This is a genomic window from Cellulomonas sp. NPDC057328 (assembly GCF_042667215.1).
Taxonomy (GTDB): domain Bacteria; phylum Actinomycetota; class Actinomycetes; order Actinomycetales; family Cellulomonadaceae; genus Cellulomonas.
This window is the reverse complement of the sequence record NZ_JBHUZW010000003.1, coordinates 1-19,423: the sequence shown is the minus strand read 5'-3', so window position 1 is coordinate 19,423 and position 19,423 is coordinate 1. Positions and strand designations below refer to the sequence as shown.

Here is a 19,423-nt window from a genome sequence, read left to right as displayed (position 1 = left end):
CGACTTCCGCGACGCACCGGCCCGACGCGCCGGCCCCACGCACCGGCCCGACGCGCCGGCCCCACGCACCGGCCCCACCGGACCGGCCTACCGGCGGCGACGCGGTGCACGGCGTCCCCGGTGCGCCTCCCGTCGACGGGCCCTGGCTGACCCGCGGGCCCGCACGGCCACCACGCGCGCCCTGTCGAGCACCGCGACGGCGACCGTCCACCCTCGTCACGACCGGGCGTGCGCCCGCCGCTCGGTCTGCGCGCCCCGAGCGACGCTGCCGACCTCCAGGGCGGGCCGGCCGCCGAGCCGCTGCGTGGTCGACGCCGCGGCGACCGCGCCCCACCAGCCGGCGGTCTCGGGGTCCCGGCCGTCGAGCAGCGCCACGACCAGGCCGACGAGGAACGCGTCGCCGGCACCGGTGACGTCGACCGGCTCCTGGTCGAGCAGGGGCAGCACGACGTGCCCGCCGTCCCACGCGACGACGTTCGCCTCCTCCGCGGCGGCGAGCGCGACCAGCGACGGGCCCTGCGCCAGCAGCTCCGCCGCCGCTGCGACAGCGGCGTCGACGTCGGCGAGCTCCCACCCGAGCAGGACGCCCGCCTGGTCGGCGTCCGCACGCACGACGTCGGCGGCCGCGACCGCCCGCCGCACGACGTCGGGGTCCGGGTGTGCTCCGTCGAGCACGACCAGCCCGCCGCCGCGGGCCGCCGCGCCCACCGCGTCGAGCACGACCGGGGCGGGCTGCTTGAGGTGCACCAGGACGGCGCGCGCCTCCTCGAGCGTCGGGCGAGCGGCCCGGACGTCGTCCGCCGTGAGGACGACGTCGTCCGGGACGTGCGCCAGGACGCGGCGTCGCCCACCGGGCTCGACCACGTCGACGAACAGCGCCGTCGTCGCGCCCACCCGCCGCACCAGACCCGCCGTGCCGATCCCGTCGCGACGCGCGTCGGCGAGGAGCGCGGTGCCGGCCGCGTCGTCCCCCACGACGCCCACGACCGCGGCGGAGCAGCCGAGCTGCCGGGCACCGATCGCCTGGTTGGCCGCCGCCCCCAGGCCCTCGTGCCGCCGGCCGGCCCGCGCAGCACCGCCCGCGTCGGGGAACCGGTCGACGGCGAGCGCGACGTGGCGCGCGACCTGACCCACCACCGCGACGTCGACCATCGACGCACCCTCCCCCGCGCGACGTGCCCCGCGCAACGCGAGAGCGCCACGCCTCGCGCGGGAGCGGCGACCAGCACCTGCCCGACGACGGCGGGGCGGTCGACGCCGGAGCCCGGACCGCGTCGCCGAGCGGGCGACCGCCCCGGATCGCGCCTAGCCTCGAAGACGCCCCCACGTTCGACGCGACCCGCCCCCGGTTGCCGAGACGATGCACGTCGTTCGGCTGCCCACGGGGCTTGGAGCCACATGGCAGACGACGACCGCACGCTCACCACGCGACAGGGCCACCCGGTCCAGGACAACCAGAACCAGCGCACCGTCGGCAGCCGCGGACCCGCGACGCTGGAGAACTACCACTTCCTCGAGAAGATCAGCCACTTCGACCGCGAGCGGGTCCCGGAGCGTGTCGTCCACGCCCGCGGGTTCGTGGCGTACGGCGAGTTCGAGGCCACCGGGAAGATCGGCGACGAGCCCGCCTCGACGTACACGCGGGCCAAGCTGTTCGGAAAGCCCGGCAAGAGGACGCAGCTCGCGATCCGGTTCTCGACCGTGATCGGCGGCCGGGACTCCTCCGAGGTCGCGCGCGACCCCCGCGGGTTCGCGGTGAAGTTCTACACCGAGGACGGCAACTGGGACGTCGTCGGCAACAACCTGGCCGTCTTCTTCATCCGCGACGCGATCAAGTTCCCCGACGTCATCCACGCCCTCAAGCCGGACCCGGTGACGTTCCGGCAGGAGCCGAACCGCATCTTCGACTTCATGAGCCAGACGCCCGAGTCGATGCACATGCTGACGCACCTGTTCAGCCCGCGCGGCATCCCGGCCACGTACCGCCACATGGAGGGGTTCGGCGTCAACACCTACAAGATGGTGAACGCCGCCGGCGAGACGGTGCTGGTGAAGTTCCACTGGCACCCGCGCCAGGGCGTGGCCTCGCTGACCGACGCGGATGCCGCGACGGTGCAGGGCCAGGACCTCGGCTCGGCGTCGAAGGACCTGTACGAGGCGATCGAGCGCGGCGACTTCCCCCAGTGGGACATGTACGTGCAGATCATGGCCGACCACGACCATCCCGAGCTCGACTGGGACCCGCTGGACGACACGAAGATCTGGCCGGAGGACGACTTCCCGCTGCGGCACGTCGGCACGATGACGCTGAACCGCAACGTGGCGGACTTCCACGGCGAGAACGAGCAGATCGCCATGGGCACGGGCGTGATCGTCGACGGCCTGGACTTCTCGGACGACAAGATGCTGGTCGGCCGCACGTTCAGCTACTCGGACACCCAGCGCTACCGCGTCGGGCCGAACTACCTGCAGCTGCCGGTCAACCAGGCGCAGGGCCGTGACGGCCGGGTGCACACGAACCAGCGCGGCGGTCAGATGTCGTACGGCGTCGACCTCGCCCCGGGCCAGAACCCGCACGTGAACTACGAGCCGTCGATCCACGGCGGGCTGCACGAGGCCGAGCGGCAGCCGAACCTGCCGCCGGAGATCCGCGGACAGCTCACGCAGGCGCCGCTCGAGCGCACGAACGACTACGTCCAGGCCCGCGGCCGGTACGACACCATGAACGACTGGGAGCGCGACGAGCTCGTGGCGACGCTCGGCGGTCTGCTCGCCGACTGCGAGCGCGACGTCCAGGAGCGGATGCTCTGGCACCTGTTCCTCGTGCACGACGACTACGGCACGCGCGTGGGCGAGCGCATCGGCCTGACCGCCGACGACGTCCGCCACCTCGAGCCCCTCCCGACGCAGCGGCTCACCGACGACGAGCGCAAGCGCCTCGAGAACCTCGGGCACAACGGCGACGCCGTCGACCCGACGGTGTGGGGCCGGTGGACGAGCTCGGTGGTGAACCACCGGGTGTCGGCCGAGGACGTCCTGTCTGGCACGCTGGGCCGTCTCCCCTACACCGACGGGTCGCAGCCCGCGGCCGGTTGACGACGCCACCGGCGGCGCCGCGCTGCCGGGGCACCGCGGGCCCGTCCCGCGGTGCCCCGGGGCGCGTCAGGCCCGGGCCACGGGCACGCCCGCGCGCAGCGCGCGGGGCACCTCCGCGACCTCGTCGACCCGCGCGAGCAGCCGCCCGGCGGCTTCCGCCGACGGGCCGTCCACCTCCACGCGGTACGTGACGCCGGTGGAGCGCCACGCCTCGTCGAACCCGCCGTCGGCCTCGACGCGCACGCCGCGCACCTCGATCCCCAGCGCTCGCGCCTCCCGGTACACGTCGTTGAGCACGCACACCGCGACGGCCAAATGCAGCACCTGGGCGCCGTTCGTGACGGGGTCCGCGGCGATGCCCTCGGGCGTCCAGGCGTGCGCGAGGGTGACACCCGGTCCGCGCAGGGACCCGGCCGTCGCGGTCACGCCGAACACCGAGAGGTCGGCCACGCCTCAGGTTCCCATCAACGCCGGCGTCACGCCTGCGGACGTCCGGACGCGCCGACGTGCGGACCGTCCGCGCGCGTGCCGACCGCTCCATGGTCGTCCATCGTCCAGGGCGCACCAGGCGCCGCGCGAGACCCCGTCGACGCTCAGAGGCGCGGACCGGGGCACCGTGACGCACGTACCCGCCGCCGACGCGCAGCCCGCGGGGTTCGCGCGCGTGACGACGCGGTCGCCGGCGCCGTTGGTGACGCGCTCGCCCGCTGTGATGCCGTTGGGTGCGACGAGTCCGTCGGTGACGGGGTCGTTGTGCGCGCGGGTGTCGAGCATCGCGACGGTGCGACGTCGGCGGCGAGCAGGATCGCGCTCTCGTCCCGCTGGGTGTCGCGCTGCCAGGCGCTGTACGCGAGCTCGGTCATGGCCTCGGACGGCTCGGCGTCGACGCGGTCGCGCTCGATGCAGGTCCTGCTGAGCGAGCCGTACGCGGTCTATACGTCTACATCAGCTCGGGGGGCAGCGCGCCGATCGTCTCCCGGGCAGAGCGAGCTCGCCGGTGCGCGCGACGACGAGGGCGCGCATGGTCGCCGGGGCCTCGTCCCCCGTCGCGATCGTGTCGCTCATGTCGCTCCCTTCGGTGTGGTCGTCGGTCGGTGCGTGACGGCGTGCTTACGTCGGCCGTGGTGGGCGTGCCGCGTCAGCTCACGTGCGCCGGCTCGTCCTGGATGCTGCCGCTGCCGGTGTCGTCGGCGAGCTCGGCGACGAGCGCACCGAACGCGCGACGGACCATCCCCTCGTCCAGGGGCGTGTCGTGGAACGAGCGATAGGTCCACCATCCCCAGACGAGCGCGTCGACGGCCCGCGCGGCCCCGTCGGAGAACCGCCGGCGCAGGACCTGCAACGACTCCTCCTGGAACGTCCGGACGAGCTCGGCAACCCGGGCGCTGCGGGCCGCGTACTGGTACATCTCCGTGTACTGGCGGATCTCGTGCCGGCTTGGGCTCGTGGCACCGCAGGTCGCCGCCACGAGCGCCTCCACCGCCTCGGCGTCGTCGCGCGCGTCGCGCAACGGAGCTGCGTAGAGCGGCTGCAGGCCCTCCCCGAGGGTCTCGAAGGCGCTGACGATGAGCGTCTCCAGGTCGGTGAAGTAGTAGGTCATCGACCCGAGCGGCACCTCGGCGCGTGCCGCGACGCGGCGGTAGGACGTCGCGTGCACGCCGTCGTCACCGATGACCGCGAGCGTGGCCCGCAGGATGCGGTCGCGACGCTGCGGGTCGTTCGGTCTGCCCTTGCGCACCGGTCCCCCTTCGGCGGCTCGTCAGTGGTAGTACGTACCGTAGTACGTACTTGGGAGGACGATTCGAGCGAAGGAGATCTGATGCAGGGCGAGACCGTTCAGAAGCGGGCGCGCGAGCGCGCCGAGGAGCTGCCCGGAGCCGACCTGGAGCACCCGTTCGGGCCGGAGTGGGACGTGTTCAAGGTGCGGGGTAAGGTCTTCATGCTCATGACCGAGGTGACCGGTGAGCCGATCGTGATCCTGAAGTCCGAGCCGCACGACGCCAAGGCCCTGCGCAGCGAGCACGAGGACATCACCCCGGGGTACCACATGAACAAGCGGCACTGGATCACGCTGCACCCGGGCGGTTCCCTGCCACCCTCGCTGGTCGAGGACCTGGTGACCGAGTCCTACCTGCTGGTGGTGGAGAACCTGCCCCGCGCGCAGCGACCGGTCGACCCTGCGCTGTTCGGCAAGGACGAGCGGTGAGCCTGTCGGGAGCCGAGCTGCAGCGGGTCGCCCGCGACACCGCGAAGGGGCTGGACGACGTCAGCAACGGACGGCCGTTCACCCCGCACCTGGACGTGTGGAAGGCCGGCGACAAGGTCTTCCTCATCGTGACCGACGACGACCCCGAGGCGCAGATCATCACCGTGAAGGTCGACCCGCACCACGGCGACGCCCTGCGCCGCGACCACGGGTCGATCACCCGGGGGCGGTACCTGGACAAGGAGCACTGGATCTCGGTCGGCGCCGGCGGGCGCGTCACCCGGAGGCTGGTCGAGGAGCTCGTGCAGGGGTCCTACGACCTCGTCGCTGACCGGGCGCCCCGGACGTCGCAGTGATGCAGGGCTCGCCGTCGTCGTTCAGGGGGACGACGCCTCCAGGCCGCCGGCCGACCGCCTGCGTCCCCTCGGTGACACCGTCGGACAGGATCACCTGCTGTCCGATGACGCCGCGATCGGCGCGAGCGCGCGACCGCCTGCCGCGGTGTCTCCCCGGACGCTCAGAGGCCCGCCCCGCCGAAGCGGTGCGGGCCTCTGACCTGCCATCTCTGTCGGGCTGACAGGATTTGAACCTGCGACCCCTTGACCCCCAGTCAAGTGCGCTACCAAGCTGCGCCACAGCCCGATGGCCCCCGTGAGGGCCGTCGAGAACTCTACCGCACCCGTCGGGGCTGCTCCGAACGCGCCCGGGTGGCCGTGTCGGCGCCGCGCGCGCCGCGCACGTGTCCGTCCTGCGGCGCCCCGTCGGGGGTCGCGGGCGCCCCCGTCTCCGTCGCCGCACCGCGCTCCTCCGCCGCCCGCCGCAGCACTGCGAGCTCCGCGCTGACCAGGCCGAGCACCAGCAGGTCGACGAGCAGACCCCAGCTCGCGTCCCACTCCGAGAGCCGGAAGAGGAAGAACTGCGTCACCAGCAGGCTGACGAGCACCGAGCGCCGGAACCAGCGGTACCCGTCGATCGCGTCGCGCCCGACCCGCAGCAGCCCCACGACGGCGAACGTGACGCCGATGGCTCCGCTCAGCACGGCACCGGCCGCGACCCACCACAGCCCGCCGAGCTCGCCCCAGCCGAGCAGCCCGCGCGTGACCGTGACGACGGCCGTGCCGACGAGCAGCACGACGGCCACCCACGGCACGAACCGCGCGCGCACGAGCACGTGCAGCGCTCGGACCGCCCCCCGGGCGACCGCGGCGACGGGGTCGGGCAGCTCCTCGTGGTCCTCCGGCACCGCTCGGAGCAGGGCGGCCGTCTCGGCGGCGCCCGGGACGTCCCCGGCCTCCTCGAGCCGTCGCCACGCGCGGCCGCGCGCGTCGGGCGTGAACCCGCCGGCCACGCCGGCGACCGCGTCGTCGAGGGCCCCGGCGAGCGCCTCGCGCGGGTCCCGCGGCCGACGTCCGTGGAGCGCCTCGACCACGAGCCCCAGCGCGACGACGGTGGCGTAGATGATCGCCGCGGTCGGCTCGTAGAAGTAGTCGTTGTCGTCGGTGACGAACTTGCCGACCTCGTCCACGAACAACCCGAACCCGATGCCGCCGACGACCGCGCCGATCGGCCGCAGCACGGGCCCGAGGAACGACAGGAGCAGGAGGAACGCGACCGCCATCAGCAGGCCGCCCCAGAGCACGTGCGCGACGTGCAGGCCGTCGCCGCCCAGCTGCGGGTAGCCCGTCGCGGCGAGCAGCGCCCGGGTGACCAGCACGGTCGTCGCCGTGACGGCGAGGAACGTGCCGAGGTGCCGGGTCGCGCGCGGGTCGCGCGGCAGGCCGAGCCGCAGCAGGAGGTGGACCGTCGCCTCCCGCGCGGTCGACCCGCCGTCGCGCACGCTCATCGCCGCCGCTTCTCCCGCACGCGCACCGAGATCGAGATCGGCGAGCCCTCGAAGCCGAACGTCTCGCGCAGGCGCCGCTCGATGAACCGGCGGTAGGGCGGCTCGAGGAACCCGGTGGCGAAGATGACGAACCGCGGCGGGCGCGTGGACGCCTGCGTCGCGAACAGGATGCGCGGCTGCTTGCCGCCGCGCAGCGGGTGCGGGTGCGCGGCGACGAGCTCGCCGAGGAACGCGTTGAGCCGCCCGGTCGGGATGCGGGTGTCCCACGAGTCGAGCGACCGCTCGAGCGCCGGCACGAGGCGGTCGGTGTGCCAGCCGGTGCGGGCCGAGACGTTGACGCGCGGCGCCCACTGCACCTGCACGAGCTGCTGCTCGATCTCGCGCTCGAGGTACGGGCGGCGGTCCTCGTCCATGAGGTCCCACTTGTTGTACGCGACGACGAGCGCGCGGCCGGCGTCGATGACCTGCTGGACGATGCGGATGTCCTGCTCGGTCATCGGCGCGGACGCGTCGACGAGCACGACGGCGACCTCGGCCTTCTCGATCGCGGCCTGGGTGCGCAGCGACGCGTAGAAGTCCGCGCCGGACGTCTGGTGCACGCGGCGCCGGATGCCGGCGGTGTCGACGAAGACCCACGGCTTGCCGCCGAGCGCCACGAGCTCGTCGACCGGGTCGCGGGTCGTGCCGGCGGTGTCGTCGACGACGACACGCTCCGAGCCGACGACCTTGTTGAGCAGCGACGACTTGCCGACGTTGGGCCGGCCGACGAGCGCCACGCGGCGCGGGCCGTCGGGCAGCGCGACGCCGTGCGCCGACTCGGTCGGCAGTGCGTCCATCGCGGCGTCGAGCAGGTCGCCCGTGCCACGGCCGTGCAGCGCGGAGATCGGGTGCGGCTCGCCGAGCCCCAGGCTCCACAGGGTCGCGGCGTCCGCCTCGACCGCCGGGCCGTCGACCTTGTTCGCGACGAGGACCACCGGCTTGCCGGACCGGCGCAGCAGCCGGACGACCTGCTCGTCGGTGTCCGTGGAGCCGACCGTGGCGTCGACGACGAACAGGACGGCGTCGGCGAGCTCGATGGCGACCTCGGCCTGCTGCGCGACGCGCGCGTCGATGCCCGCGACGTCGACCTCCCAGCCACCGGTGTCCACGAGCGTGAACCGCCGGCCCGACCACTCGGCCGGGTAGCTCACGCGGTCGCGCGTCACGCCGGGGTTGTCCTCGACGACGGCCTCGCGGCGGCCCAGGATGCGGTTGACGAGCGTCGACTTGCCGACGTTCGGGCGGCCGACGACGGCGAGCACGGGCAGGGCCGCCGGTGCGCCGTCGTCCAGGTCGCCCTCGTCGCCGCCCTCGAGGAGCGCGAGGTCCTCGTCGGCGAGGTCGTACTCCTCGAGGCCGGCGCGCAGCGCGCGCTCGCGCGCCGCCTCGTCCTCGGTCTCCTCGAGGCCGGCACCGGCGAGCTCGTCCGCGGTCGCGGCGTCGTCGGGCTCGGCGGCGGGCGCGGGCAGGGCAGGGTCCGGCTGGGTCATGCGCCCATTCTCCCCCGTCCGGGCCGTGCGCACCGACACGACGGCCGGGCGCCGCGTCGCCGCGGGTCCGACGCGCCTCAGGCCGTCGGCCGCCGCGGGTCGTCGTCGGGCAGCGGGACGCCCGTGCGTGCCGACGCGCCCGCCACGAGCGCCGCCAGCGCGGTCCGCACACGCTGCGCGCCGAGCGCGATCGCCTCCCGGCGGCTGCCGCCGTCGGCCGTGAGGTCGAGCGGCTCGCCGAACTCGACGACGAACCGGCGCCGCAGCCCGGGCAGGTGCCCGAGCGACTCCCCCGTCCGGCGCGTGCCGAGGATCGCCGCCGGCACGACCGGCGCACCCGCGTGCACCGAGAGCCACGCGATGCCCGCGCGGGCGTCCTCGACGGACCCGCGCCCGCGGTTGCCCTCGGGGAAGATCCCGACGGCACCGCCGCGGCGCAGCACGGCCAGGCCGCTCTGCAGCGCCGGACGGCCCATCTCGCGGTCGACCGGGATCTGCCCGGCGCCGCGCAGCACGCGCCCCACCGGCCCGCGGAACATCTCCTGCTTCACCAGGACGTGCAGCGGCCGGGGCGCGGCGCCGACGAGCAGCGGCCCGTCGACGACCGAGACGTGGTTCGCGGCGATCAGCACCGCGCCGTCGGCGGGCACGCGGTCCGCGCCCACGACGTCCGTGTCCCACACGCCGTGGGCGAGCGTCCGGCCGATGGCCAGCGCCCACCCGGGCACGCCGGTCGGCGCCCCGGCGACGTCGCGCGCGCCCGTCACGGGCGCGCGGCGAGCGTGCGCTCGACGACGTCGAGCACCGCCTGCACGGTTCCCGGCAGGTCGAGGTGCGAGGAGTCCACGGTGACGACCCCGTCGGCGGCGACCTGGAACTGCACCACGGTCGAGTCGTCGGCGTCGCGGCGCACCACCTGGTCGCGCGTCGCGGCGACCGCTGCGGCGTCGTCCGTGCCGTGGACCTCACGGGCGCGCCGGGCCAGGCGGGCCTCCTCGCTGGCGGTCAGCAGCACGCGCACGTCCGCGTCCGGGGCGACGACGGTCGTGATGTCCCGCCCCTCGGCGACGACGCCGCGCCCCGCCGACCAGCCGCCCGTGCGCTCGTCGTCGATGGCTGCGCGCTGGCGCCGCCCGAGCTCGGCGCGCGCGTCGAGGTTCGTCGCGACCGCGCTCACCGCCGCCGAGATGCGCGTCTCGCGGATCGCCGACGTGACGTCGGTCCCGCCCACCCGCACCGTCGGGTCGTCCGGGTCGACGCCCATGTCGAGCGGCAGCCCGCGCACCGCGTCCGCGACCGCGGCGCCGTCCGTGAGCGGCACCTCCCGGTCGAGGCACCACCACGTCGCCGCGCGGTACATCGCGCCCGTGTCGAGGTACGCGAGGCCGAGGCGGCGCGCCACCTCCTTGGACACGCTCGACTTGCCGGACCCCGAGGGCCCGTCCACCGCCACGACGGTGCTCACCTCACCAGCCTCCAACCCCGAGCGGTCAGCTCGGTCTCCAGGTGCTCGGCGCGCGCGGGCAGCACCGCGATCGCCGTCATGCCCACCGGCCGACCGGCCGCGTGCTCGAGGCGCAGGTCCTCGATGTTCACGCCCGCCGCGCCGACGTCGCCCATGAGCCGGGCCAGCTCGCCGGGCCGGTCCGGCACCAGCACGGTGACCTCGGCGTACTGCTTGGTCGCGCCGCCGTGCTTGCCCGGCACGCGCGCCACGCCCGCGTTGCCGTCGGCGACGGCGCGGGCGATCGCCGCCAGCGCGCCGAGCTCGACGTGCTCCGGACCGTCCGCGCGGGCCGCGAGCTCGAGCGCCCCGAGCAGCACGTCGAGGTCCTCGCGCAGCCCGACGAGCACGTCGCGGACCGCGTCCGCGTTGGCCGCGAGGATCGACGTCCACAGCGCCGGGTCGGACGCGGCGAGGCGCGTGACGTCCCGCAGGCCCTGCCCGGCGAGCCCGAGCGCCGCGTCGTCGAGCCCGCGCAGGCGCGCGGCGACGAGGCTCGAGGCGATCTGCGGCACGTGCGAGACGGCGGCCACGGCCGCGTCGTGCGCGTGCGCGTCCATGCCCACCGGCACGGCGCCGAGGTCGACCGCGAGGTGCCGCACCGCGAGCAGGGCCGCGTCCGACGACGCGCCCGAGTCGGCGATCACCCACGGCCGCCCGAGGAAGAGGTCCGGCACCGCCGCCGACGGCCCCGACCGCTCGCGCCCCGCCATCGGGTGCGACCCGACGTAGCGCGTGAGGTCCGCACCGGCGGCGCGCAGCTCCGTCAGGACGTAGCCCTTGACGCTCGCGACGTCCGTCACGACGGCGTCCGGGTGCGCGGCCAGCGCGTCCCGCACGGCGTCGGCCGTCACGTCGGGCGGCGCCGCGACGACGACGAGCGCAGGCTCGGGGTCGTCGGCGGCCGCCGGCTGCCCCGCGCCCACGTCCCGCGCGAGCGCGAGCGCGGTGCGGGACGGGTCGGCGAGCTGCACCGGCACCCCGTGCCGCGTCAGCGCGAGCCCGACCGACGTGCCGAGCAGGCCCGTGCCGACGACGCGCACCGGGCCGGTCGTGGCGACGCTCACATGCCCACCGACGTCATGAGCGACCCCACCTCCGTGCGCGAGAGCACGCGGGTGCGGCCCGGGCGCAGGTCGCCGAGGCGGATGGGGCCGATGCGCGTGCGCACGAGCCGGGTCACCGGGTGCCCCACCTCGTCGAACAGCCGTCGCACGACGCGGTTGCGGCCCTCGTGCAGGACGACCTCCACGAGGCTGGCCTGCGGCGTCGTCTGGACGATCTTGAACCCGTCGACCGACACCGTGCCGTCCTCCAGCTCGACGCCCGCCCGCAGCCTCCGCTCGAGGGACGCCGGCACGCGGCCCTCGACGTCGACCAGGTACGTCTTCAGCACGCCGTGCGACGGGTGCGACAGCCGGTTCGCCAGCTCGCCGTCGTTGGTCAGCAGCAGCAGCCCCTCGCTGTCCGCGTCGAGCCGGCCGACGTGGAACAGCCGCTCCTCGCGGTTCTGGATGAACTGCGCGACGGTCGGCCGCCCCTCCGGGTCGTGCATCGTCGAGACGACGCCCTGCGGCTTGTTCAGCGCGAGCGTCACCCGGCTCGTGTCCAGCTGGACGCGCATGCCGTCGACGTGGATCACCGCCTTCTCCGGGTCCACGCGCACCCCGAGCTCGACGACGACCTGGTCGTCCACGGTCACGCGCCCGGCGGCGATCAGCTCCTCGCACGCGCGGCGCGAGCCCAGGCCGGCCGACGCGAGCACCTTCTGCAGGCGCACGCCCTCCGGGTCGTGCACGTCGACCGGGTCCGGTGCCGGGCGCCGCTGCGGGCGCCGCGGACCGCCGCCGGCCGCACCGCCGCGGCCGCCGCCGGGACGCCCGCCGCCCTGTCCGCCGCGGCCGCCCCGCGCGCCGCCTCCGCCCGCGCCCGCAGGCGCTCCTGCGCGTCCGCGGTGCCCGCGACCTCCGCCACTCATCGTGTGCTCTCCCTCAGCTCAGCCGTGTCGACGCCGTCCAGCCCCTCGATGTCGGGCAGGTACGGCGCCAGCGGGGGCAGCTCGTCGAGGTCCGACAGGCCCATCCGCTCCAAGAAGTATCCCGTGGTCCCGTAGAGCACCGCACCGCTCGTCGGCTCGGTGCCCACCTCGGCGACCAGCCCGCGGGCCGTGAGGGTCCGCATGACGCCGTCCACGTTGACGCCGCGCACCGCCGAGACCTGGCCGCGCGTCACCGGCTGCCGGTACGCGACGACCGCGAGCGTCTCGAGCGCCGCCTGCGTCAGCCGCGCCGTCTGGCCGTCGACGACGAAGCGGCCGACGACGTCGCCGTACGCCGCCGCCGAGTAGATCCGCCACCCCGCGCCGGCGTGCCGCAGCTCGAACCCGCGCACCCGCCCGCCGTGCTCGCCGCGGTACTCCGCCGCCAGCTCCGCGAGCAGCGCCTCGACGCGGTCCGTCGGCAGCGCGAGCGCCGTCGCGAGCCGCACCGCGGGGATCGGCTCGTCCGCGACCATGAGCACGGCCTCGAGCGCGGCGAGCGCGCCGCCGGGCAGCGCGTCGACGTCGAACGCCAGCGCCTCGGGGTCGTCGGCCCCCGCCACCGGCGGGTCGGCGACGCCGCCGGGCGCCGCGACGGGCGTCCCGATGGGCCCCTCGACGGGCGCCGTGTCGTCCTCGCTCATCCCTCGTCCTCCTCGTCGGCGGTCGCTTCGTCGGCGGGCGCCCCGTCGGCGGGCGCCCCGTCGGCGGGCGCTCCGTCGGCGGGCACCGCGCCCCCCAGCGCCACCACGTCCTGCTCGGTCACCGCGGCCGCGGGTGCCTCGTCGGGCACCTCGCCCGCCGCCCGGTCGAAGTCGTCGGAGACCTCGACGTCACCCTCGGCGCTGCCCGTCCAGCGCACCGTCAGCTCGCCCAGCGGCGCGACCTGGTCGAACGCCACCGCGCCCTCGCGGAACAGCTCGAGCAGCGCCAGGAACCGCACGACCACGACGACCGGCTCGTCCGCGTCCGCGGTGAGCGTGCGGAACGTCGTCGCGCCCTGGTGCCGCAGGCGGTCGACGAGCACGGCGGCCTGCTCCCGCACGCTCACGGCCGGCGCGTGCAGGTGGCTGATGTCGACGGCGGGCGGGGGCGGCTTCGGCGCGAGCGCGCGCGCCGCCAGCTCGGCCAGCCGGTCCGGGCCCATCTGCCACACGAGCTCGGGCAGGAGCGCCGCGAACTGCGGCTCGAGCTGCACGGAGCGTCCGAACCGGCGCGCCTCGGCCTCGAGCCGGGTGCCCAGGTCGGCGGCGACGACCTTGTAGGCGCGGTACTGCAGCAACCGCGCGAACAGCAGGTCCCGCGCCTCGAGCAGCTCGAGGTCCTCCGCGTCCTCGACCTGGGCCGACGGCAGCAGCCGCGCGGCCTTGAGGTCGAGCAGCGTCGCGGCGACGACGAGGAACTCGCTGGCCTGCGACAGGTCCCAGCCGCGCCCGCCCGCGTCGGCGGCCCGCTGCGCCGTGCGGATGTGCGCGATGAACTCGTCGGTGACCTGCGCGAGCGCGATCTCGGTGATGTCGAGCTTGTGCTTGGCGATGAGCCCCAGCAGCAGGTCGAACGGGCCGCTGAAGACGTCGAGGTGCACCTCGAAGCCGTGCGTCCCCGCGGGCGACGCGGCGACCTGGGCGTCGGCGGTCACCGCGCCGGCCGGCGCCCGTTGGTCCGTGACGGCCGCGCCGTCAGGCGGCGTCGCCACGCGCCACGAGCTCGCGCGCGAGCTGGCGGTACGCCGTCGCACCCGCGTGCGTCGGCGCGTAGACCGTGATCGGCTCGGCGGCGACCGTCGCGTCGGGGAACTTCACCGTCCGGCCGATGACCGTGTGCAGCAGCGTGCCGCCGAACGCCTCGTGGACGCGGGCGACGACCTCGCGCGCGTGCAGCGTCCGCGCGTCGTACATCGTCGCGAGGATGCCGTCGACCTCGAGCCGCGGGTTCAGCCGGTCGCGCACCTTCTCGATCGTCTCGACGAGCAGCGCGACGCCGCGGAGCGCGAAGAACTCGCACTCGAGCGGGATGAGGACGCCGTGCGCGGCGGTGAGCGCGTTGACCGTCAGCAGGCCCAGCGACGGCTGGCAGTCGACGAGGACGACGTCGTAGTCGTCGAGCACCGGCCGCAGGACCCGGCTCAGGACCGACTCGCGCGCCACCTCGCCCACCAGCTGCACCTCGGCCGCCGACAGGTCGATGTTGGCCGGCAGCAGGTCGAGCCCGTCGACGGACGTCGGCCGGATCATCGCGTGGATGTCGGCGTCCCGCTCCATGAGCAGGTTGTAGACGGTCCGGTCGAGCTCGTGGGGGCTGATGCCGAGCCCGACGGACGCGGCGCCCTGCGGGTCGAAGTCGACGATGAGGACCCGGCGGCCGTACTCGGCGAGCGCCGCGGCCAGGTTGATGGTCGTCGTCGTCTTGCCGACGCCGCCCTTCTGGTTGCACATGGCGATGACGCGCGCCGGCCCGTGCGACGCGAGCGGCGCCGGGACGGGGAAGTCGGGCAGCGGACGCCCCACGGCGTCGAGCTGCTGCTCGGTCGTCTCCTGGCTCATCGGCGCACCTCGCTCCCCGGGCCCGGTCCGGGCTCACCTCGCGGGACAACCTACCGGAGCGGCGTGCACCCGCCGCGACGACCCTCCGTGCACGCGCGGGCGCGTGGCGGACGTCACCGCGCCCGCGGGTGGCTGGCCGCGTAGACCTCCCGCAGCGTGTCGGGCGTGACGAGCGTGTAGACCTGCGTCGTCGTCACCGACGCGTGCCCGAGCAGCTCCTGGACCACGCGGACGTCGGCGCCGCCCGCGAGCAGGTGCGTCGCGAACGAGTGCCGCAGGGTGTGCGGCGACACGTGGTCGGCGCCCTCCAGCCCGGCCCGCTCCGCCGCCGTGCGCAGGACCGCCCACGCGGACTGCCGGCTCAGCCGGGCGCCCCGCGTGTTGAGGAAGACCGCGGCCGTGCCGTGCCCGCCCGCGGCGAGCGCCGGCCGCGCCCGCACCAGGTACGCCTCGACCGCCTCGGCGGCGAACGAGCCGACCGGGACGACGCGCTCCTTCGACCCCTTGCCGAGCAGCCGCACCGACGCACGGTCGGGCGTGAGGTCGAGGTCGTCGACGTCGAGCCCGACCGCCTCGGAGATGCGCGCACCGGTGGAGTACACGAGCTCGAGCAGGGCGCGGTCGCGCAGCGGGACGGGCCCGTCGCCCAGGCCGGCCGCGTCGATGAGCCGCCCCACGGCCTCGACGGAGATGGCCTTGGGCAGCCGCTTCGGCTGCGCCGGCGGGCGCACCTGGGCGGCGGCGTCCGTCGCGGCGAGACCGTCGAGCGCGAGGAAGCGGTGCCAGCCACGCAGCGCGACGACGCTGCGCGCCGCCGACGCGGGCGACAGCGCGGCACGCCCGTCGGACCCCGAGCGCAGGACGAGCACGTAGTCCTCGACGTCCCGCTCGGTGACGTCGCCGGGCGCCGTGCGGCCGGTCGCGCGCAGGTGCTCGACGTACCGCGTGAGGTCGCGCCGGTACGCCGCGAGGGTGTGTGGCGCCAGCCCGCGCTCCACGGTCAGGTGCGCCAGGTAGCCCTCGAGGGCGGCGGTCAGCGCGTCGTCGCCGGCCACGGCCCGTCGATCACAGCGGGAGGAAGACGTCCACGGCGATCGCGACCGACAGCAGCGTCAGGTACGTGATCGAGCCGTGAAACACCGACATCGCCTTGAGCGGACCGCGCTGCGGGTCCTGCGCGCGCCGCAGCAGCGAGACGCAGGACCACAGGAACCACGCGCCCAGCGCGGCGGCGACCACGGCGTACACCCACGTCATGCCGGCGACCGGCACGAGGAGCAGCGAGCAGGCGATCATCGCGACGGTGTACGCGATCATCTCCCACGCCACGCGGGTGTCGGCGGCGACGACGGGGAGCATCGGGACGCCCGCGGCGGCGTAGTCGCGGCGGAACTTCATCGACAGCGGCCAGTAGTGCGGGGGCGTCCAGAAGAAGACGACGCCGAACAGCAGCAGCGCCGACCACGAGACGCCGCCGGTGACGGCCGACCAGCCGATGACGACGGGCATGCAACCGGCGGCGCCGCCCCACACGATGTTCTGCGGCGTGCGGCGCTTGAGGATCATCGTGTAGCCGACCACGTAGATCGCGATGGCCGCGCCCGTGAAGAGGGCGGACGCCGGGTTGACGGCGAGCCACAGCCACGCGAGCGACACGACGCCGAGCACGGCGCCGAAGACGAGCGCGGCCCGGGGCGTCACGCGCCCCGTGACGATCGGGCGCCGGCGGGTGCGGTTCATCACCGCGTCGATGTCGCGGTCGAGGTACTGGTTCAGGGTGTTGGCGGCGCCCGCCGCGCCGGCCCCGCCCACGAGCGTCGCCACGACGAGGCCCAGGGGCGGGAAGCCGCCCGCGGCGAGGAACATCGTGGGGATCGTCGTGACGAGCAGCAGCTCGATGACGCGCGGCTTCGTCAGCGCGACGTACGGCCCGACCGTCCAGCGGAGCCGGGCGAGCACGCCGCGCGGCGGCGGCCCGCCGACCGTGCGCGGTGCGTCGTGGCCCGCCGCGTCCGGCGCCACCCGCTCGTGCAGGGACACCGCTCCCGGCTCGGCCCCGGCCGGCACCCGCTCGGCGGCTCCGGCGTGCCCGGCGGGGGCGACGACGGGGATCGCGTCGAGGGACGGGCTGGAGGGGCGCACGCGCAGGGGTGTCCGTTCATGAGCGGGCGGGCACGGTCACCGTCATGCTACGGCCCCGCCGCCTCGCGACGGGCGACCGGCCACGAACGGGTCCCCCGGGCCGGGCGTGAGATGCGTCGCACACGGGACCCGGGCGTGCGGGCAAGCGCTTTCCCACGAGATGGACCCTCAGCGCGCGGCCCGCGCGGTCCGCTATAGGCTCGACGAGCACGAGCCCGTCCGACGACGTGACGGGCCGCACCCCGGGACGCGGCCCCCCTGGCCGGCGCCCGGGTGACGCTCGACAGCGACGTCCCGCTCGCGCGGGGCGGGAATGAGGTGTGGTGAACGCGAAGGCTCCCCTGGCCTCGACCGTGGGCTGGTCGGATCTGGACCTGCGTGCGGTGGACACCGTGCGTGTCCTCGCCGCCGACGCGGTGGAGAAGGTCGGCAACGGCCACCCGGGCACGGCGATCAGCCTCGCCCCCGTGGCGTACCTGCTCTACCACGACGTCCTGCGGCACGACCCGACCGACCCCCACTGGCTGGGCCGGGACAGGTTCGTCCTGTCCGCCGGGCACTCCAGCCTGACGCAGTACATCCAGCTCTACCTCGGCGGCTTCGGCCTCGAGCTCGAGGACCTCGCGGCGCTGCGCACGTGGGGCTCGAAGACACCGGGCCACCCCGAGTACCGCCACACGGCGGGCGTCGAGATCACCACGGGGCCCCTCGGGCAGGGCCTGGCGTCGGCCGTCGGCCTCGCCATGGCGGCCCGTCGCGAGCGCGGCCTGCTCGACCCCGACGCGGCGCCGGGCCAGAGCCCGTTCGACCACCACGTGTACGTCATCGCCTCCGACGGCGACCTGCAGGAGGGCGTGACGAGCGAGGCGAGCTCGCTCGCCGGCACGCAGGAGCTCGGCAACCTCGTGGTGCTGTGGGACGACAACCACATCTCCATCGAGGGCGACACCGAGATCGCGTTCACCGAGGACGTCGTCGCGCGCTACGAGGCGTACGGCTGGCACGTGCAGTCGGTCGACTGGACCGCGGGCGGCGAGTACCGCGAGGACGTCGACGCGCTGCACGCGGCGATCGAGGCGGCGAAGGCCGTCACCGACAAGCCGTCGTTCATCCGCGTCCGCACGCTCATCGCGTGGCCGACGCCGGGCAAGACGGACGACCACTCCTCGCACGGCTCCAAGCTCGGCGGCGACGCCGTGCGCGGCCTCAAGGAGCTGCTCGGCTTCGACCCCGAGAAGTCGTTCGACGTCGACGCCGAGGTCATCGCCCACACGCGCGCGCTCGCCGACCGGGCGAAGCAGGAGCGCGCCGGCTGGCAGGAGACGTTCGACGCGTGGGCCGCGGCGAACCCCGAGCGCAAGGCCCTCCTCGACCGCCTCCGCGCCGACGAGCTGCCCGAGGGCTGGGCCGACGCCCTGCCGACGTTCCCGGCCGGCAAGGCCGTCGCGACGCGTGCCGCCTCGGGCGAGGTCCTCGCGGCCCTCGCCCCCGTGCTGCCCGAGCTGTGGGGCGGCTCCGCCGACCTCGCCGGCTCGAACAACACGACGATGAAGGGCGAGCCGTCCTTCATCCCGGCCAAGCGCTCGACGCACGAGTTCGCCGGCGACCAGTACGGCCGCACGCTGCACTTCGGCATCCGCGAGCACGCGATGGGCGCCATCCTGTCGGGCATCCGCCTGCACGGCCTCACGCGTCCGTACGGCGGCACGTTCTTCACGTTCTCCGACTACATGCGCGGGTCCGTGCGCCTCGCGGCGCTCATGGGCGTGAACGTCACCTACGTGTGGACGCACGACTCCATCGGCCTCGGCGAGGACGGCCCGACGCACCAGCCGGTCGAGCACCTCACCGCCGTCCGCGCCATCCCCGGCCTCGCCGTCGTCCGCCCCGCGGACGCCAACGAGACCGCGCAGGCGTGGAAGGCGTCGCTCGAGCGCACCGACGGCCCCGTCGCGCTCGTGCTCACGCGGCAGAACGTGCCGACGTTCCCGCGCGGCGAGGAGGGCTTCGCGTCGGCCGACGGCGTGGCCCGCGGCGCGTACGTGCTCCTCGAGGCCTCGAGCGGCACGCCCGACGTGGTGCTGATCGCGACCGGCTCCGAGGTGCAGCTCGCCGTCGAGGCGCGCACCACCCTCGAGGAGGCCGGCGTCGCCACGCGCGTCGTCTCGGCGCCCTGCCTCGAGTGGTTCGCCGAGCAGGACGAGGAGTACCGCGAGTCGGTGCTGCCGTCCGGCGTGCGCGCACGCGTCTCGGTCGAGGCGGGCATCGCGCTCTCGTGGCACAAGATCGTCGGCGACGCCGGCCGCAGCGTCTCGCTCGAGCACTACGGCGCCTCGGCGGACTACCAGACGCTCTACCGGGAGTTCGGGCTGACGTCGGAGGCCGTCGTGGCCGCCGCGCACGAGTCGCTCGCGGCCGCCCGCGGCGACCAGGGCCCGGGCGACACCGCCGGGGCGTCCAACCAGTCCGGCACGGGCGACCTGCCCGCCTGACCCACCCGGCGTGGCGGGCCGTCCCGGACC

At 75.2% G+C, this 19,423-nt stretch carries 18 protein-coding genes and 1 tRNA gene; 4 read left to right on the top strand and 15 right to left on the bottom strand.

Annotation, left to right across the window (positions count from 1 at the left end):
* Positions 1–216: 216 nt before the first annotated feature.
* Positions 217–1,152: a PfkB family carbohydrate kinase gene (locus ACFUMH_RS01270; RefSeq protein ID WP_378199135.1), complete on the bottom strand. Its 936-nt coding sequence runs from the start codon at positions 1,150–1,152 to the stop codon at positions 217–219.
* Positions 1,153–1,398: 246 nt separating this feature from the next.
* On the opposite strand from ACFUMH_RS01270, the gene ACFUMH_RS01265 reads away from it, so the two are divergent.
* Positions 1,399–3,096, top strand: a complete 1,698-nt coding sequence (locus tag ACFUMH_RS01265; RefSeq protein ID WP_378199132.1) for a catalase — start codon at positions 1,399–1,401, stop codon at positions 3,094–3,096.
* A 66-nt stretch (positions 3,097–3,162) separates the two neighbouring features.
* On the opposite strand, the gene ACFUMH_RS01260 is transcribed toward ACFUMH_RS01265, so the two are convergent.
* Entirely contained in the window at positions 3,163–3,546 is a 384-nt protein-coding gene (locus ACFUMH_RS01260; RefSeq protein ID WP_378199129.1) for an OsmC family protein, read from the bottom strand.
* 688 nt (positions 3,547–4,234) lie between these two features.
* On the bottom strand, positions 4,235–4,834 hold the full coding sequence (locus ACFUMH_RS01255) for a TetR/AcrR family transcriptional regulator (RefSeq protein WP_378199126.1): 600 nt from the start codon (positions 4,832–4,834) through the stop codon (positions 4,235–4,237).
* A gap of 81 nt (positions 4,835–4,915) precedes the next feature.
* Here ACFUMH_RS01255 and ACFUMH_RS01250 point away from each other — a divergent pair, with 81 nt between their 5' ends.
* Together ACFUMH_RS01250 and ACFUMH_RS01245 are read left to right on the top strand one after the other, a co-directional pair.
* Complete coding sequence (locus ACFUMH_RS01250) at positions 4,916–5,302, top strand: MmcQ/YjbR family DNA-binding protein (RefSeq protein ID WP_378199123.1); 387 nt, start codon at positions 4,916–4,918, stop codon at positions 5,300–5,302.
* Positions 5,299–5,658, top strand: a complete 360-nt coding sequence (locus ACFUMH_RS01245; protein WP_378199120.1) for an MmcQ/YjbR family DNA-binding protein — start codon at positions 5,299–5,301, stop codon at positions 5,656–5,658. Before ACFUMH_RS01250 ends, ACFUMH_RS01245 begins: the two co-directional genes overlap by 4 nt.
* A gap of 212 nt (positions 5,659–5,870) precedes the next feature.
* On the opposite strand, the gene ACFUMH_RS01240 is transcribed toward ACFUMH_RS01245, so the two are convergent.
* The 12 genes from ACFUMH_RS01240 to ACFUMH_RS01185 all read right to left on the bottom strand — a co-directional run bounded on the left by ACFUMH_RS01240 (position 5,871) and on the right by ACFUMH_RS01185 (position 16,718).
* Positions 5,871–5,944 (bottom strand) — tRNA-Pro (locus ACFUMH_RS01240).
* Positions 5,945–5,972: 28 nt separating this feature from the next.
* Complete coding sequence (locus ACFUMH_RS01235) at positions 5,973–7,145, bottom strand: hypothetical protein (protein WP_378199117.1); 1,173 nt, start codon at positions 7,143–7,145, stop codon at positions 5,973–5,975.
* Positions 7,142–8,674 (bottom strand): ribosome biogenesis GTPase Der, encoded by a 1,533-nt coding sequence (gene der / locus ACFUMH_RS01230; protein ID WP_378199114.1) that lies wholly within the window; start codon positions 8,672–8,674, stop codon positions 7,142–7,144. Before der ends, ACFUMH_RS01235 begins: the two co-directional genes overlap by 4 nt.
* Before the next feature lie 77 nt (positions 8,675–8,751).
* Positions 8,752–9,441 (bottom strand): lysophospholipid acyltransferase family protein, encoded by a 690-nt coding sequence (locus tag ACFUMH_RS01225; protein ID WP_378199111.1) that lies wholly within the window; start codon positions 9,439–9,441, stop codon positions 8,752–8,754.
* Entirely contained in the window at positions 9,438–10,139 is a 702-nt protein-coding gene (gene cmk, locus ACFUMH_RS01220) for a (d)CMP kinase (RefSeq protein WP_378199108.1), read from the bottom strand. Before cmk ends, ACFUMH_RS01225 begins: the two co-directional genes overlap by 4 nt.
* Positions 10,136–11,245 (bottom strand): prephenate dehydrogenase, encoded by a 1,110-nt coding sequence (locus ACFUMH_RS01215; RefSeq protein ID WP_378199105.1) that lies wholly within the window; start codon positions 11,243–11,245, stop codon positions 10,136–10,138. The genes cmk and ACFUMH_RS01215 overlap by 4 nt, the downstream gene beginning before the upstream one ends.
* On the bottom strand, positions 11,242–12,156 hold the full coding sequence (locus ACFUMH_RS01210; RefSeq protein ID WP_378199101.1) for a pseudouridine synthase: 915 nt from the start codon (positions 12,154–12,156) through the stop codon (positions 11,242–11,244). The genes ACFUMH_RS01215 and ACFUMH_RS01210 overlap by 4 nt, the downstream gene beginning before the upstream one ends.
* A complete protein-coding gene (locus tag ACFUMH_RS01205; RefSeq protein WP_378199098.1) occupies positions 12,153–12,860 on the bottom strand; it encodes an SMC-Scp complex subunit ScpB in 708 nt (235 codons plus the stop codon). The genes ACFUMH_RS01210 and ACFUMH_RS01205 overlap by 4 nt, the downstream gene beginning before the upstream one ends.
* Positions 12,857–13,912 carry a segregation and condensation protein A gene (locus ACFUMH_RS01200; RefSeq protein WP_378199095.1) on the bottom strand — a complete coding sequence of 352 codons (1,056 nt, stop codon included), beginning with the start codon at positions 13,910–13,912 and terminating at the stop codon, positions 12,857–12,859. Before ACFUMH_RS01200 ends, ACFUMH_RS01205 begins: the two co-directional genes overlap by 4 nt.
* On the bottom strand, positions 13,896–14,759 hold the full coding sequence (locus ACFUMH_RS01195) for a ParA family protein (protein WP_378199092.1): 864 nt from the start codon (positions 14,757–14,759) through the stop codon (positions 13,896–13,898). The genes ACFUMH_RS01200 and ACFUMH_RS01195 overlap by 17 nt, the downstream gene beginning before the upstream one ends.
* A 113-nt stretch (positions 14,760–14,872) precedes the next feature.
* Positions 14,873–15,814 carry a site-specific tyrosine recombinase XerD gene (locus tag ACFUMH_RS01190; protein ID WP_378199089.1) on the bottom strand — a complete coding sequence of 314 codons (942 nt, stop codon included), beginning with the start codon at positions 15,812–15,814 and terminating at the stop codon, positions 14,873–14,875.
* A gap of 10 nt (positions 15,815–15,824) precedes the next feature.
* Positions 15,825–16,718 (bottom strand): heme o synthase, encoded by an 894-nt coding sequence (locus tag ACFUMH_RS01185; RefSeq protein ID WP_378199270.1) that lies wholly within the window; start codon positions 16,716–16,718, stop codon positions 15,825–15,827.
* 506 nt (positions 16,719–17,224) lie between these two features.
* Between ACFUMH_RS01185 and tkt the strand changes: the two genes are divergently transcribed.
* The gene (tkt, locus tag ACFUMH_RS01180; RefSeq protein ID WP_378199086.1) at positions 17,225–19,393 is read left to right on the top strand and encodes a transketolase; all 2,169 of its coding nucleotides are present in this window, start codon (positions 17,225–17,227) and stop codon (positions 19,391–19,393) included.
* Positions 19,394–19,423 lie beyond the last annotated feature (30 nt).

Bases quoted from the DNA above. Each gene is read 5' to 3' on its own strand.
- ACFUMH_RS01270 (WP_378199135.1), bottom strand. From the start codon at position 1,152: ATGGTCGACGTCGCGGTGGTGGGTCAGGTCGCGCGCCACGTCGCGCTC.
- ACFUMH_RS01265 (WP_378199132.1), top strand. From the start codon at position 1,399: ATGGCAGACGACGACCGCACGCTCACCACGCGACAGGGCCACCCGGTC.
- ACFUMH_RS01250 (WP_378199123.1), top strand. From the start codon at position 4,916: ATGCAGGGCGAGACCGTTCAGAAGCGGGCGCGCGAGCGCGCCGAGGAG.
- ACFUMH_RS01235 (WP_378199117.1), bottom strand. From the start codon at position 7,145: ATGAGCGTGCGCGACGGCGGGTCGACCGCGCGGGAGGCGACGGTCCAC.
- der (WP_378199114.1), bottom strand. From the start codon at position 8,674: ATGACCCAGCCGGACCCTGCCCTGCCCGCGCCCGCCGCCGAGCCCGAC.
- ACFUMH_RS01210 (WP_378199101.1), bottom strand. From the start codon at position 12,156: ATGAGTGGCGGAGGTCGCGGGCACCGCGGACGCGCAGGAGCGCCTGCG.
- ACFUMH_RS01205 (WP_378199098.1), bottom strand. From the start codon at position 12,860: ATGAGCGAGGACGACACGGCGCCCGTCGAGGGGCCCATCGGGACGCCC.
- ACFUMH_RS01195 (WP_378199092.1), bottom strand. From the start codon at position 14,759: ATGAGCCAGGAGACGACCGAGCAGCAGCTCGACGCCGTGGGGCGTCCG.